Origin of the sequence: Sodalis sp. RH14, from assembly GCF_047324285.1 — a bacterium.
Lineage (GTDB): Bacteria > Pseudomonadota > Gammaproteobacteria > Enterobacterales > Enterobacteriaceae > Acerihabitans.
The window spans coordinates 4,247,749-4,262,938 of sequence record NZ_CP178739.1 but is presented as its reverse complement, the minus strand read 5'-3'; the positions used below and the strand labels follow the sequence as shown (position 1 = coordinate 4,262,938).

Annotated in this window: 14 protein-coding genes; 10 read left to right on the top strand and 4 right to left on the bottom strand. The window is 59.9% G+C overall.

Going from position 1 to position 15,190, the window contains the following annotated elements; genetic code table 11:
* Positions 1–12: 12 nt before the first annotated feature.
* From ndk to ACL2XQ_RS19335, 10 genes are all read left to right on the top strand, one after another.
* Positions 13–444, top strand: a complete 432-nt coding sequence (ndk, locus tag ACL2XQ_RS19380; protein ID WP_331122459.1) for a nucleoside-diphosphate kinase — start codon at positions 13–15, stop codon at positions 442–444.
* A gap of 180 nt (positions 445–624) precedes the next feature.
* Positions 625–1,821, top strand: coding sequence for a bifunctional tRNA (adenosine(37)-C2)-methyltransferase TrmG/ribosomal RNA large subunit methyltransferase RlmN (locus ACL2XQ_RS19375; RefSeq protein ID WP_410014005.1), 1,197 nt, complete (start codon positions 625–627; stop codon positions 1,819–1,821).
* An 83-nt stretch (positions 1,822–1,904) separates the two neighbouring features.
* Positions 1,905–2,660 (top strand): type IV pilus biogenesis/stability protein PilW, encoded by a 756-nt coding sequence (gene pilW / locus ACL2XQ_RS19370; RefSeq protein ID WP_410014006.1) that lies wholly within the window; start codon positions 1,905–1,907, stop codon positions 2,658–2,660.
* On the top strand, positions 2,650–3,636 hold the full coding sequence (gene rodZ / locus ACL2XQ_RS19365; protein WP_410014007.1) for a cytoskeleton protein RodZ: 987 nt from the start codon (positions 2,650–2,652) through the stop codon (positions 3,634–3,636). The genes pilW and rodZ overlap by 11 nt, the downstream gene beginning before the upstream one ends.
* 31 nt (positions 3,637–3,667) lie before the next feature.
* Complete coding sequence (ispG, locus tag ACL2XQ_RS19360) at positions 3,668–4,789, top strand: flavodoxin-dependent (E)-4-hydroxy-3-methylbut-2-enyl-diphosphate synthase (RefSeq protein WP_410014008.1); 1,122 nt, start codon at positions 3,668–3,670, stop codon at positions 4,787–4,789.
* Positions 4,790–4,812: 23 nt separating this feature from the next.
* Entirely contained in the window at positions 4,813–6,087 is a 1,275-nt protein-coding gene (gene hisS / locus ACL2XQ_RS19355) for a histidine--tRNA ligase (protein ID WP_410014009.1), read from the top strand.
* 13 nt (positions 6,088–6,100) lie between these two features.
* Positions 6,101–6,724, top strand: coding sequence for a YfgM family protein (locus ACL2XQ_RS19350; protein WP_410014010.1), 624 nt, complete (start codon positions 6,101–6,103; stop codon positions 6,722–6,724).
* Between the two features lie 10 nt (positions 6,725–6,734).
* On the top strand, positions 6,735–7,916 hold the full coding sequence (gene bamB / locus ACL2XQ_RS19345) for an outer membrane protein assembly factor BamB (protein ID WP_410014011.1): 1,182 nt from the start codon (positions 6,735–6,737) through the stop codon (positions 7,914–7,916).
* Between the two features lie 137 nt (positions 7,917–8,053).
* A complete protein-coding gene (gene der, locus ACL2XQ_RS19340) occupies positions 8,054–9,535 on the top strand; it encodes a ribosome biogenesis GTPase Der (RefSeq protein WP_410014012.1) in 1,482 nt (493 codons plus the stop codon).
* 81 nt (positions 9,536–9,616) lie between these two features.
* A complete protein-coding gene (locus ACL2XQ_RS19335; protein ID WP_410014013.1) occupies positions 9,617–9,838 on the top strand; it encodes a zinc ribbon domain-containing protein in 222 nt (73 codons plus the stop codon).
* Here the strand turns inward: ACL2XQ_RS19335 and ACL2XQ_RS19330 are convergent.
* The 4 genes from ACL2XQ_RS19330 to ACL2XQ_RS19315 all read right to left on the bottom strand — a co-directional run bounded on the left by ACL2XQ_RS19330 (position 9,835) and on the right by ACL2XQ_RS19315 (position 15,097).
* On the bottom strand, positions 9,835–10,176 hold the full coding sequence (locus ACL2XQ_RS19330; protein WP_410014014.1) for a protealysin inhibitor emfourin: 342 nt from the start codon (positions 10,174–10,176) through the stop codon (positions 9,835–9,837). The genes ACL2XQ_RS19335 and ACL2XQ_RS19330 overlap by 4 nt on opposite strands.
* Positions 10,177–10,256: 80 nt before the next feature.
* Positions 10,257–11,291 carry a M4 family metallopeptidase gene (locus ACL2XQ_RS19325; protein ID WP_410014015.1) on the bottom strand — a complete coding sequence of 345 codons (1,035 nt, stop codon included), beginning with the start codon at positions 11,289–11,291 and terminating at the stop codon, positions 10,257–10,259.
* Positions 11,292–11,436: 145 nt separating this feature from the next.
* Positions 11,437–11,889 (bottom strand): GNAT family N-acetyltransferase, encoded by a 453-nt coding sequence (locus tag ACL2XQ_RS19320; RefSeq protein WP_413727862.1) that lies wholly within the window; start codon positions 11,887–11,889, stop codon positions 11,437–11,439.
* The gene (locus tag ACL2XQ_RS19315) at positions 11,882–15,097 is read right to left on the bottom strand and encodes a beta-galactosidase (RefSeq protein ID WP_413739562.1); all 3,216 of its coding nucleotides are present in this window, start codon (positions 15,095–15,097) and stop codon (positions 11,882–11,884) included. Before ACL2XQ_RS19315 ends, ACL2XQ_RS19320 begins: the two co-directional genes overlap by 8 nt.
* Positions 15,098–15,190: the final 93 nt, after the last annotated feature.

The window sequence follows — 15,190 nt, the reverse complement described above, 5'->3', positions numbered from 1 at the left end:
ATAGAGGTCATAATGTCGATAGAACGTACTTTATCCATCTTAAAACCCAATGCGGTGGCAAAGAATGCCATTGGCGCGATTTTTAACCGTTATGAAAGCGCCGGTTTTACTCTGGTTGCAGCAAAAATGTTGCACCTTACCCGCGAACAGGCTGAAGGTTTTTACGCCGAGCACCAGGGCAAACCCTTCTTTGATGGACTGGTGGGTTTTATGATCTCCGGACCGGTTATGGTCCAGGTACTGGAAAGTGAAAACGCCGTGCACCGTCACCGCGACATCATGGGCGCCACCAACCCGGCCAACGCCCTGGCCGGCACCCTGCGCGCCGACTACGCAGACAGCTTTACCGAAAACGCGGTGCATGGTTCCGACTCGGCGGAATCCGCCGCGCGGGAAATTGCTTATTTCTTCAGTGATGACGAAATCTGCCCGCGCACACGCTAAGCGTCGCGCATTATCGATAAAAAAGCCGGGCTTATGCTTTTAAGCCGCGCGGCTCTGCGCTAAAATCTATTTCCAATGCGCCCCGGATCAGGAGTTGACGAGGAGTTAGTCCGCACTCTCTCCGGGGCTTTTTTTATCTTTTCCACGCCATAACGTGTAATAACGAGGCATTTCTACATTATGTCAGAACAACTTATCACCGCGGCAGTCTCGGACGCCTTGTCCGACGCGCCCGCATCGGCGCCACCGGCTGGCGCGTCCGCCCATCAAAAACTGAACCTGCTGGACATGAACCGCCAGCAGATGCGGGAATTCTTCGCCGGCCTGGGTGAAAAACCCTTTCGCGCCGATCAGGTGATGAAGTGGATGTATCACTATTGCTGCGATGATTTCGACCAGATGACCGACATCAACAAACATCTGCGCGCCAGGTTAAAAGAGCTGACCGAAATCCGCGCGCCCGAAGTGGCGACCGAGCAGCGCTCCACCGACGGCACCATCAAATGGGCCATCAAGGTCGGCGACCAGCAGGTGGAAACGGTCTATATCCCGGAAGACGATCGCGCCACCCTGTGCGTGTCGTCGCAGGTGGGCTGCGCGCTGCAATGCACTTTCTGCTCCACGGGCCAGCAGGGGTTCAACCGCAACCTGCGCGTATCGGAAATTATCGGCCAGGTATGGCGCGCCGCCAGGATTATCGGCGCCGTCGGCGTCACCGGCCAGCGTCCGATCACCAACGTGGTGATGATGGGCATGGGCGAACCGCTGCTGAACCTCAACAATGTGGTGCCGGCAATGGAAATCATGATGGACGATTTTGGCTTCGGCCTGTCCAAGCGCCGGGTGACGCTGTCGACCTCGGGCGTGGTGCCGGCGTTGGATAAGCTCGGTGAAATGATTGACGTGGCGCTGGCTATTTCCCTGCACGCGCCCACCGATGCCATCCGTGATGAAATCGTGCCGATTAATAAAAAGTACAATATCGAAACGTTCCTCGGCTCGGTGCGGCGTTACCTGGATAAATCCAATGCCAACCAGGGACGGGTCACGGTGGAATACGTCATGCTGGATCATATCAACGACGGCACTGAACATGCCCACCAACTGGCGGAATGCCTGAAAGACACGCCGTGCAAGATCAACCTGATCCCCTGGAATCCCTTCCCCGGGGCGCCCTACGGCCGTAGTTCCAACAGCCGCATCGATCGGTTTTCAAAAGTATTAATGGAATATGGTTTTACCACGATCGTGCGTAAGACCCGGGGCGACGATATCGACGCCGCCTGCGGCCAGCTGGCCGGCGACGTCATCGATCGCACCAAAAGAACGCTGCGCAAGCGTATGGCGGGCCAGCCGATCGACGTCAAGGCGGTTTGACGCCGGGAAACGGCATCGGGATTGAGTCCGCGCGCCTTGATTAACGGCATGGACGCTCACAGAACAGGATAAAGGGAACAAGCATGACGCTGACGCGGTTAAGTGGGATAGCAGCAGTAGTGGTTATTGCCTTATTGAATGGATGCGCCGGCGAAAAACCGCCGACCGATGTTTCCGCCCAGTCCGCGCAAACGCGTTTGCAGCTGGGCATGGAGTACCTGGCCGCCAATAACCTTGACGCGGCGCGGCAAAATCTCGCCAAGGCGGTCAAAGCGGCGCCGGACGATTACCGTACGCAGCTGGGCATGGCGCTTTATGAGCAGCGGGTCGGTGAAAACGACGCCGCTGACAGCCGTTACCGGCTGGCGCTGAAACTGGCGCCGCAAAACGCCACTGTTCTGAATAATTACGGTGCGTTTTTATGTAGTTTAGGGCAGTATGTACCGGCGCAACAACAGTTTGCCGCCGCGGCGCAAGCGGCGGATTATGGTCTGGTTGCCGACAGCCTGGAAAACGCCGGTTATTGCTTTTATAAGGCCGGCCAAAAAGAAGAGGCGCGGACGTTGCTCAGCCGCGCGCTAAAATACGATCCGGAGAAAGGCGTGCCTTTGCTGGCGGAAGCAGACCGGCAATTCAGTGAAGGGAAAGGCGACAAAGCACAACTATTATTGGATGTTTATCAGCATATTCTTCCGGCAAGCGCTGAAAGTTTATGGTTACAGATTCGTTTCGCTGCGTTAGCGGGACGCCAGAATGACGTACAACGTTATGGCGCACGGCTTGCGCGAAGTTTTCCACAATCTAAACAGTACCAGCAGTTCCTAGCTAATGAATACTGAAGCCCTCCAAGATCAAGCAGTACCGACGACGACAGGCGGACGCCTGCGTCAGGCCCGTGAACAAATGGGTTTGAGCCAGCAGGCCGTGGCGGAACGCCTGTGCCTGAAGGTCACTACCGTCAGGGAAATAGAAGAGGATAAAGCCAACCCCAACCTGGCTTCGACCTTTTTACGCGGCTACATCCGCTCCTATGCCCGATTGGTCCATGTCTCTGAGGAAGAACTCCTGCCGATGATGGCGAAACAGGCGCCGATCCGGGCCTCGAAGGTTGCTCCGATGCAGAGTTTTTCCCTCGGGAAAACCCGCAAAAAGCGGGACGGCTGGCTGATGGGGTTCACCTGGCTGATTTTATTCGTGGTCATCGGCCTGACCGGTGCGTGGTGGTGGCAAAATCACCAGGCGCAGCAGCAGGATATTACCGATATGGCCGATCAGTCCTCCAACCGGCTCGCGACGGGGGCGGATAGCGATAATACCGCCGCCGCCCAGAACGGCGGCGACAATACGTCCACCGACGAGGTGGGGCAACCCCCCGCCGACCAGCCTGCGGAGAGCGAAGCGCATTCGGTGCCGCTAGCCCAGTCGCCCGCCGCGGCGCAGCCAGCAACGCCCCAGCCCGCCACGCCCCAGGGCGCGGCCGTGCCGGCCCCCAACAGCGCGGCAAGCTCCGCCCCCACGCCCACCCCGGCTGAATCACAGCCCGCGCCGGCGCCGTCCGACACCACCGCCGGCGGCGGACTGGTGATGAATTTTACCGCGGATTGCTGGCTCGAAGTCTCGGATGCCAGCGGCAAGAAGCTGTTCAGCGGCACCCAGCGCAGCGGCGGCAAGCTTAACCTGGCGGGTCAGGCCCCCTATAAATTGAAAATCGGCGCGCCGGCCGCGGTACAGATTGAGTTCCAGGGCAAGCCGGTTGATCTTAGCCGTTATGTCAGGTCAAACCAGGTTGCCCGATTTACAATAGCGGCTAACTAAGCTTCTGTTCGGCAATTATGGAGAGAACATAATGCATAATAAAGCACCCATTAACCGCCGCAAATCGACCCGGATTAACGTAGGCAACGTGCCCATCGGCGACGGCGCGCCTATTGCCGTGCAGTCGATGACCAATACCCGCACCACCGACGTGGCGGCGACGGTGAAACAAATCCAGGCGCTTGAGCGCGTGGGCGTCGATATCGTGCGCGTTTCCGTACCCACCATGGATGCGGCGGAGGCTTTCCGGCTTATCAAGCAGCAGGTCAATGTTCCCCTGGTGGCCGATATCCATTTTGATTACCGCATCGCGCTGAAAGTGGCGGAGTACGGCGTCGATTGCCTGCGCATCAACCCCGGCAATATCGGCAGCGAGGCGCGCATCCGCGCGGTGGTGGACTGCGCCCGCGATAAAAACATCCCGATCCGCATCGGCGTCAACGCCGGCTCGCTGGAACGGGATATCCAGGAAAAGTATGGCGAACCCACGCCCGAGGCCCTGCTGGAATCGGCCATGCGCCATGTGGATATCCTGGAAAAACTGAATTTTGACCAGTTTAAGGTCAGCGTCAAGGCGTCCGACGTTTTCCTGGCGGTGCAGTCCTACCGCTTGCTGGCCGCGCGCATCGGGCAGCCCCTGCATCTGGGCATTACCGAAGCGGGCGGCATGCGCAGCGGCTCGGTGAAATCCGCCATCGGCCTGGGGATGCTGCTGAGCGAGGGCATCGGCGACACCCTGCGTATCTCGCTGGCGGCCGACCCGGTTGAGGAAGTGAAGGTGGGATTCGATATCCTCAAGTCCCTGCGCATCCGCGCGCGCGGCATCAATTTTATCGCCTGCCCGACCTGCTCGCGGCAGGAGTTTGATGTCATCGGCACCGTCAACGCCCTCGAACAGCGCCTCGAGGACATTGTCACGCCGATGGACATCTCGATTATCGGCTGCGTGGTTAACGGTCCGGGCGAAGCCCTGGTCTCGACCATCGGCGTTACCGGCGGCCATAATAAAAGCGGTTTCTATGAAGACGGCGTGCGCCAGCGGGATCGTTTTGATAACGAGCAGATGATAGATCAGCTCGAGGCTAAAATTCGCGCTAAGGCGGCAATGCTTGATGAAAGCAATCGCATTACCGTTAATTTGATTGATAAGTAACTCAAAACCCGAAGAGAATCGACATGGCAAAGAACATCCAGGCCATTCGCGGCATGAACGACTATTTGCCGGAAGATACGGCTGTCTGGCAGCGCATTGAAGGCACGCTTAAGAACGTCCTGGCCGGTTACGGTTATAGCGAAATTCGCCTGCCCATCGTTGAGCAGACGCCCTTGTTCAAGCGCGCCATCGGCGAGGTAACCGATGTCGTGGAAAAAGAGATGTACACCTTCGAGGATCGCAACGGCGAAAGCCTGACGCTGCGCCCGGAAGGCACGGCGGGCTGCGTGCGCGCGGGGATTGAACACGGCTTGCTGTACAACCAGGAACAGCGGTTGTGGTATATTGGCCCGATGTTCCGCTATGAGCGCCCGCAAAAAGGCCGCTATCGCCAGTTCCATCAGCTGGGCGTCGAGGTGTTCGGCCTGGCGGGGCCGGATGTCGATGCGGAGCTGATTTTGCTGACCGCGCGCTGGTGGCGGGCGCTGGGCATCGACGGACATGTGGCGCTGGAACTGAATTCCATCGGCTCGCTGGACGCGCGCGCGCGGTATCGCGAGGCGCTGGTGGCTTTCCTCGAGCAGCATGAGGAGGCGCTGGACGATGATTGCCGCCGGCGCATGCATACCAATCCGCTGCGCGTACTTGACTCCAAAAATGCCGGCATCCAGGCCTTGCTGAACGATGCGCCGGTCTTGACCGACTACCTTGACGACGAGTCGCGCGAACACTTTGACGGCCTGTGTGAACTTTTAGCGCGGGCCGGTATCCCATATACGGTTAATCCGCGTTTAGTGCGCGGCCTGGATTATTATAACCGTACCGTTTTTGAATGGGTCACCACCAGCCTTGGCGCGCAGGGCACCGTCTGCGCCGGCGGCCGTTACGACGGGCTGGTCGAGCAACTGGGCGGGCGCGCCACGCCGGCGGTAGGGTTTGCCATGGGGCTGGAGCGCCTGGTGCTGCTGGTGCGGGAAGCGAACCCGCAGTTCAAGCCCAGGGCGGTGGTGGATGTCTACCTCATTTCCTCCGGCAATGAGACCCAGGGCGCGGCAATGGCGCTGGCGGAGCAAATCCGCGACGCCTTGCCCGACCTGCGGTTAATGACCAATTACGGCGGCGGTAATTTTAAGAAGCAGTTCGGCCGGGCCGACAAATGGGGCGCGCGCCTGGCCCTGGTGCTCGGTGAGGACGAAGTCGCCGCCCAACAGGTGGTGATGAAGAATTTGGCCACGGGCGACCAGGAAACGCTGGCGCAAAGCGATGTCGCGGCGCGCCTGGCATCGATATTAGGTTAAGGAGAAGGACCACGTGGAAGTCTACAGCTCGGAAAACGAACAGCGCGAAGCGCTCAGTCGGTTCTTTGCGGATAACGGTAAAGCGCTGGTTATCGGCGTGGTCATCGGTATCGCCGCGTTGGTGGGCTGGCGTTATTGGCATAACCATCAAAATGACGCCATGATGGCGTCGTCTGCGTCATGGCAGCAGGTGAACACGGCGCTGACCCACGACGCCGCCCCGCCCGCCGTCGACGCAGCGCAGAAATTCGCCGACGCCAACAACAATAATTATGGCGCCCTGACCTCCATGGATCTGGCGCGTTTTTATGTGGATAACGGTAATTTCGCCGCCGCCGAAAAGCAGCTGCAAAAAGCGCTGACCCAGACCAATGAAGAAAACCTGCAGGCGCTGATAAACATTCGTCTGGCGCGTGTCCAGATCGAGGCGAAAAACGTCGACGGCGCGCTGAAGACCCTGGAAAAAGAAACGCATGCCGGCTGGTCGGCATTAGTGGAAGATGCCCGTGGCGACGCGCAGGTCATCAAAGGCAATAATCAAGCGGCGCGTGAAGCGTACGATAAAGCGCTTAAAGCGAACCCGCCTCAGGCATTACAAGCCTTGTTGCGCATGAAACTGAATAACCTGTCCAGCTAAGAGGGACCCCATGCAATTGCGTAAAACATTTTTCGTAGGTCTGATTTCCGTTGCCTTGCTCAGCGGCTGTTCCTGGTTTAGCGGTGAAGAAGATGTGGTGACCATGTCCCCGCTGCCGAAAGTGGACAATCAGTTTCAGCCTACCCAGGTATGGAGCCGCTCGGTCGGTAATGGTACCGGCGAGTTTTACTCCAACCTGCGTCCCGCCTGGCAGGATAACCGCGTGTTCGCCGCGGACCGCCGCGGTACCGTAACCGCGATGGATATTGATACCGGCAAGGAAATCTGGTCGGTGGACCTGTCGGAAAAGACCGGCTTCCTGTCGCGTAATCTTCCCGCGCTGTTATCCGGCGGCCTGGCCGTGGCCAACGGGCATGTTTTCGTCGGCAGCGAAAAGGCCCAGGTCTATGCGCTGAACGCCGAGGACGGCACCATCGCCTGGCAGGCCAAGGTGGCGGGCGAAGCCTTGTCGACGCCGGTGGTCAGCGACGGCCTGGTGCTGGTCCATACCAGCAACGGCATGCTGCAGGGTCTTAACGAAACCGACGGCGCCGTGAAGTGGACGGTTAACCTCGATATGCCGCCGCTGACCCTGCGCGGCGAATCGGCGCCGACGCCGGCGTTTGGCGCGGCCATCGTCGGCGGCGATAACGGCCGGGTCAGCGCGGTGATGATGACCCAGGGCCAGCTGATCTGGCAGCAGCGTATTTCCCAGCCGAGCGGCGCGACGGAAATCGCGCGTCTCGGTGATGTCAACATGACGCCGGTGGTGGTCAATAACGTGGTCTACGCGTTGGCCTATAACGGCAACCTGGCGGCGCTGGATCTGCGTTCCGGGCAAATTATCTGGCGCCGTGAAATCGGTTCGGTCAACGATCTTATCGTCGAAGGCGGCCGCATTTACCTGGTCGATCAGGACGATCGCCTGATTGCGCTGGATACCCAGGGCGGCGTTACCCTGTGGCGCCAAAGCGAGCTGCTGCACCGCAACCTGACGTCGCCGGTGCTGTTCGACGGGTATATCGTCGTTGGCGACTCGGAGGGCTATATGCACTGGATCAATACCGACGACGGACGTTTTGTCGCGCAGGTTAAGGTGGACAGCTCCGGCTTGCAAAGCAATCCGGTGGTTGCCGGCGGCAAGCTGCTGTTGCAGGCCAACGGCGGCGAGGTGTACGCCTTTACCCGCTAATGCCTGTGCTTATCCGCCGCTGACGTCTGGGCGCGCGGGTCATTAACGGCTCCTGACATGTTCAGGAGCCGTTTTGTCTTATATAATCAGCCTGATTAAGTGCTGAAACAGAAAAATTACCTGATGAGGTTGTAACAATGATACCTGTCGTCGCGCTGGTCGGGCGCCCGAATGTAGGAAAATCCACCCTGTTTAATCGGTTAACGCATACCCGCGATGCGTTGGTGGCGGATTTTCCGGGGCTGACGCGTGACCGCAAGTATGGTCGTGCAGAATGGGAAGGCCATGAGTATATCGTCGTTGACACCGGCGGTATCGACGGCACCGAGGATGGTGTCGAAACCCGTATGGCCGGGCAGTCGCTGGTGGCGATCGAGGAAGCGGATATCGTGCTGTTCCTGGTCGACGGCCGCGCCGGACTGATGGCGGCGGATCAGGGCATTGCCAAACACCTGCGCAGCAGGCAGAAAACCACGGTGGTGGTAGCCAACAAAACCGACGGCATTGATGCCGAGAGCGCGGTGGGCGATTTTTATTCCCTCGGGCTGGGTGAAGTCTTCGCCATTGCCGCCTCCCATGGCCGCGGCGTTAATGCCCTGATGGAAGAAGTCTTGCTACCGCTGGTAGGCGATGGCGGCGCGGTCGAGGAGCCTATCGAGTATCCCGGCATGGAACCCTGGACCGAAGAAGACGAGGACGATTACGAAATCCCGCAGGACGAGGAAGAAGCGTTCGATCCGCAGTCCCTGCCGATCAAGCTGGCCATCGTCGGGCGTCCCAATGTCGGCAAATCCACCCTGACCAACCGTATCCTGGGCGAGGATCGCGTTGTGGTCTACGATATGCCGGGCACAACCCGCGACAGTATCTATATCCCCATGGTGCGCGACGAGCGGGAATATATCCTTATCGATACCGCCGGGGTGCGCAAGCGCGGCAAGATTACCGAGACGGTGGAGAAATTCTCGGTGATCAAGACCCTGCAGGCCATCGAAGACGCCAACGTGGTGCTGCTGATTATCGATGCCCGCGAGGGGATTTCGGATCAGGACCTGTCGCTGCTGGGCTTTATCCTTAACAGCGGGCGATCGCTGGTGATCGCGGTGAACAAATGGGACGGCCTGACGCAGGAGATCAAGGACGAGGTCAAGGAAACCCTGGATATGCGTCTGGGCTTTATCGACTTTGCCCGGGTGCACTTTATTTCCGCCCTGCACGGCAGCGGCGTGGGCAACCTGTTCGAATCGGTGAATGAAGCCTATCGTTGCTCCACCAAGCGCATCAGCACCGCGATGCTGACCAAAATCATGCAAATGGCGGTGGAAGAGCATCAGCCGCCGTTGGTGCGCGGGCGCCGGGTAAAACCGAAATATGCCCATGCCGGCGGTTATAATCCGCCGATTGTGGTGATCCACGGCACCCAGGTCAAAAACCTGCCGGACTCCTATAAACGCTACCTGATGAATTATTTCCGCCGCTCGCTGGAAATCATGGGCACGCCGATCCGCATCCAGTTCAATGAAGGGGAAAACCCGTTCGCCGGCAAGCATAACAAGCTGACGCCGAACCAGATGCGTAAACGCAAGCGTTTGATTAGTCACATTAAAAAAAGTAAATAAGCACGCGATGCCCACCGGGTCCGCGCTAAGCGGGTGAATTGCGGCCGGGTGCGGCTACACGTGGGCAAGGGGGAGGCGATCATGACGCCACGGTGTCCGGTATGCGCCGGTCCGATGCAGGCCGACGGCGAAGACCAGGTTTGCGAGCATTGCCGTCGCCGCTTTCAGGCGCAGGCTATCTGTCCCGACTGCGGGCAGCCCTTGGACGTGCTTAAGGCCTGCGGCGCGGTGGATTATTTCTGTCCGCGCGGCGACGGCCTGATTTCCAGGAAAAGGGTGGATTGGCATTACGCCGCGCTTTAAAACGTCCCCTTTTGCCATAAAATTTCCAATTCCGGCGGCGCGCTGCTCTCCGGCACCACGATTTCGGCCTGTGCCGGCTGCGCCTCTCCCGGCGGTTGGCCGACGATCAGGATGCGGTAAAACCGCTGATCGCCGCTGCCGGGCGCGCGGTTCTGCCCGCTGTGCTGGGCCAGCAGCGCCACGCGGCTGACCAGATGGCACAATTGCTCCCGCTGCGCCGACGACAGGTCGCACAGGGCAAAACGCTGCTGGGCGGCAAGCTTGGGAATATAGGCAAAGCCCCCCTCGCGCGACAGTTCAATTACCGCATGCTCGTTTAATAAAGATAACAGGTCCATCAGGCTCTCCCGGCATTATGCCAACGCAACACCCACTCCGGGCCGCATGCCGGCCCTTGCCGGTGCGAACGGCCCGGGCCTTAAGACAATACGCCCACCTCGTGCCAGGCCTGCTCCACCGCCTTGGCCTCTTTAGCGGCAAAGCGCTCGCCGGCGTGTTTAACAGTCAGCCTGGCGAAAGCGGCGAAGTCGGCGTTTTGTTTTAACTGGCTATCGCACAGCGTGGCGTACCAGATAGCACCCGCTTTTTCCCAGGCATGGCCGCCCAGGGCTATGGCCGCCAGGTAAAACGCCCGGTTGGGAATGCCGGAGTTGAGATGCACGCCGCCATTGTCCTCGCGGGTGTGCACAAAACCGGCCATGTCGGCGGGCTGGGGATCCTTGCCGAGCACCGGGTCGTCGTAGGCGCTGCCGGGCTTGGCCATCGAGCGCAGCCCTTTGCCCTTGATGGTGGCGGCCAGCAAACCGGCGCCAATGATCCAGTCGGCCTGTTTGGCGGTTTGTCCCAGGTGATATTGTTTCACCAGCGAACCGAAGACGTCCGACAGCGACTCGTTAAGCGCGCCCGCCTGTTCAAAGTAGATTAAATTCGCCTCGGATTCCGTGACGCCGTGGGTTAATTCATGGGCCACCACGTCGATAGCGATGGTAAATCGGTTAAATATTTCACCGTCGCCATCGCCAAATATCATTTGTTCACCGTTCCAGAAGGCATTTTGGTAATCGGTACCGTAATGCACGGTGCCGGTCAGCGGCAACCCTTTGGCGTCCAGCGAGTTGCGCTGGAACACCTGCCAATAAAAATCGTAGGTGACGCCCAGGTAATCGTAGGCTTCATTGACCGCAACGTCGTTCCCCGCCGCCTGGCCTTCCCGCCGCACCGCCTTGCCGGGCAGGTTAGTGGTGTTATGCGCGTCATAAATGGCGCGTTCCACCGTGCCGGCTTGCGCCGTCGGCTGGTAACGGGCCGCCACCGGGTTCTGTCCCATCAGGCTATAGACATGGTTCAGGGTATGCCGGGCATACTGGCGCTGGTGTTCGCTGCCTTTTTCGATAATGCGCCGCAGTATATAGGGTGGAATAACGCTCAGGTGCCGCCGGTATAGGTTTTCCATTTTACCCCCTATCAATAATTAGCATTTTATTAAAGTATAGGGGTTTTTATCATCGCGACCAAAGCGGATCGCTAAGCCTTGGCTGCCGGCAGGTCGTTGCCGGTGGCGGGCGGCGCGCCAGAAACCGGGCTCACCCGCCGCGGGGCTAGCGTTGGTATTTGATAAAATCGGTCTTATGGGCCACCTTGTCATACAGTTTCATGGCGGAATGGTTCGTGGTGCGCGTCGTCCAGTACACATTGGCCATGCCGTGGCTGTCCGCATGGGCGTAAACCCGTTCGATCAACTGCCGGCCCGCGCCTTTGCCGCGCGCCGATTCCTCCACATACAGGTCCTGCAGGTACACGACTTTTTCATGATACCAGCCGTGATCGTGCACGATACAATTGACCAGGCCGATAAGATGCCCCTGCAACAGCGCCACATAGGCAAACATGCCGGGGCAGGCCGGGTCGAGCAGGCGCGCGAAGGTATGCTCATATAGCGCATCGTCGCGGATGGTGGAGTAAAAACTTAAATAACGGCGCCAGAGGAATTTCCATTCCTCTTTATTTGCAAGCGTCATGGCACGGATAACTATCCTGGTATCATCAGTCATGGGCGCCTCCCCGGTCCGGTATGGTCGAGGTTGATACCGGTGTTGTCGATAAAATGGCCGCGCTGTCAAGGGATACCCGGCGCCAACGCAACCTGTAATCATATTCCCGCTCACAGAGCAGATAATCCTGATGCACGCTCGGGCTCCAGGAGTCATCGCCGCCCACGCCCATATGGCGGGCGTCCAGATGCAGCCACAGGCCCGGTTCCGGTCGCAGCAAATGCCAGTGGGTGGCGCGGGTGAGCTGCCCGGTGCCGTAGGGGCTAAGGGAAAAATGGAAATTGCCGTCAATCCGCCAGTCGCCGAAGGCCACTTCACGGGTAAAACAGCGCAGGCCGTTTTCCACCGGGAAAATATAAGGCGTATACATCTTATCCAGCGGCAAGCGCCAGCGGGAGAATTGCGCCGAGGCGAGGCGATCGGGATAGTTTTCGTGCGGCCCCAGCCCCAGCCAGGACACCTCCTGCGCGCCGGGGGCGAGCTGGCATGCCGCGCCGACGCGCGCCAGGGGCGGCAGGGACGGCGACACCACCACCCGGACCCGGTTTTCCATCTGGCCGGCATGGTCGATGGTCGTGTGCCAGTGACTTTGCAGCAGCAGGCGATCCTGGTGGAAATAGCCGTGTACCGCCTCGAACACAACCCGATCCGCCAATTGATCGGCGCAAAGCCGCAGGCAGCGGTGCTCAAGGTCATACAGGCCGGCGGCGCGCCAGCGCTCCACCCAGGCGTTGGGGTCGACGCAGTCCGCTTCGCTGATGCCGATATCGTTATCCAGCGGCGCGCGGATAAACTGATCGGTTAAGGGGCTGAGCAGACCCGGCGCGTCGCCGCGATACCACTGGGTTAACTGGCCGCGCTGTTTATCCACCACCCAGCGCTGATCGTGATGGCGGACGATAAACTCGCCGGCATTCTCAGTCAGACTGGGCGTTTCGTCCGTCGGGCGGGAGGGGCCGGGGACGATGGGCGCCATAAACCCGCGGGCCAGTTTCCAGTGCGCCCAAGCCGCCTGATGTCCGGCGGGGGACCAGGGGGTGGCGGCAGGCTGCTCGACGCTGACGCGCAGATACCATTCGCCCGCCTTTTCCGCCTGCGGCGGAAGGTCGCCTAACGTCAGCGCGGCGTGTTGCCCCGGCGCCAGCCGCAGCGGCGTCGCGCCGCTTAACAGCGGATCGCCGTCGCATTCAAGGGTCCAGCGCAGCAGCTCGTTATCGCTGGCGCGAAACAGATATTCGCTGGCGACGTCTATTTTCAGCGGCCGGGTGTCCAGCAGGCGGAACTGGAAAAACTGCTGCTGGTGCTTTGCCTCCACCAGGGCCGGATGAGGGGTGCGGTCGGGAAACACCAGGCCGTTAAGGCAGAACTGGCGATCGTTTGGGGTATCGCCGAAATCGCCGCCGTAGGCCCAGAACATCCGGCCTTCGCCGTCCTGGCGCTCGAGCGCCTGATCCGCCCAGTCCCAGATAAAGCCGCCCTGCAGGCGCGGATGCTGGCGGAAGGCGCGCCAATACGCGGCAAAACCACCCAGGCTGTTGCCCATGGCGTGGGCATACTCGCATAAAATCAGCGGACGCTGCTCATCGGGCAGGCCGATCCATTTTTTTATCGACCATTTCGGCACCGCCGGGAACGGCTGATCTTCATCGACGCGCGCATACATCGGGCAGATGATATCGGTGGCGCGGGTATTGGCCCCGCCCCCTTCATACTGCACCGGCCGGCTGGGATCATGGGCTTTCACCCACTGATACAAGGCGTCATGGGTGGCGCCGTGGCCGGACTCGTTACCCAGCGACCAGATGATGATGCTGGCATGATTGCCGTTGCATTGCACCATGCGCGTAACCCGTTCGCTGAATGCCGCAAACCAGGCCGGGTCGTCGGCCAGCCGGCTCATGGGTTCCATGCCGTGCGTTTCGATATTGGCTTCATCCACCACGTACAGGCCATACCGATCGCATAACCGATACCACAGCGGATGGTTGGGGTAATGCGAACAGCGCACCGCGTTGAAATTATTCTGTTTCAGCAACAGGATATCCCGGCGCATCGTTTCTTCGTCCATGACCTGGCCATGGGCCGGGTGATGCTCGTGACGGTTAACGCCGCGGATCAGCAGCGGCTGGCCGTTAAGGCGCAGCAGGCCGTCGCGTATCTCCACCCGGCGAAAGCCTACGTCATATGCCTCGGCTTCCACCAGCGCGCCCCGGCCGTCGCGCAGCGCCACCACCGCCCGGTATAAATCCGGCGTTTCGGCGCTCCACAGGCGCGGCGCGGCCACCGGCAGCGCCAGGGTAACCCGCTCCGGATAGCGGCCGCGCTCGTCGATTATCGCGCTGCCGAGCGCAGAACATTGAGCGGCCACGCGCAGGTCACCCCGCCAGAGGGCGACCTCGACGCTATAGTCCGAGGCGGCGCCGGCGGCCTGAGGGGTAATCGCGATGTCCACGTCCAGCACGGCGTCATGCAACAGGGCATCCAGCCGGGTGTGAATACGGATATCCGTAAAACCGACCGGCGGTTTATGCAGCAGGGACACCGGGCGGAAAATGCCGCTCATACGCCACATATCCTGATCTTCCAGATAGCTGCCGTCGCTCCAGCGCAACACTAAAACACAAAGCCGGTTGCGGTCCTGATGCACATAATCGCTCAGGTCAAATTCCGCCGGCAGGCGGCTATCCTGCGAATACCCCACCCAGTGTCCGTTGCACCACAAATAAAACGCCGAATTAACGCCGTTGAAAATAATCCGCGTCCGGCCCTGGCCGGCCCAGCCGTCGGGCAGCAGAATATCCCGCGAATAGCAGCCAGTGGGATTATCCTCGGGCACATAGGGCGGATTGACCGGGATAGGGTATTTGACATTGGTATAAATGGGCCGGTCATAACCGGCGGTTTGCCAGTTTGACGGCACGGCCATGGCCTGCGCGCCGGGCAGATCGTCCTCCAGCCAGCTTTCCGGTACCGCCTGGGGGCGTGGGAAATAGCTGAAACGCCATTCGCCGTCCAGGGAACGGCGTTGTTCGCTTTCGGTGTCCCGACGCGCCAGTTCCTCGTCGCGCCAGCTATGGAAGGGCGGATGGGCGGGCAGCCTGCGGTAATGGGTCGCGCCGGGATTTTGCCAATCCCCGCGCGCCAGCACCGCCGCCAGCGAGGATAACGACGATGCCGGGCTGTTTTCTTGTGTCGGGGATAGCGGCATGGCATACCTTCTTTAGGGTGATGATTGCCCGGGCGTCTTTGGCGGTGATGCCATGGCCGGCAGGGAAAGCATGTACTTTGTTCACATAGTATT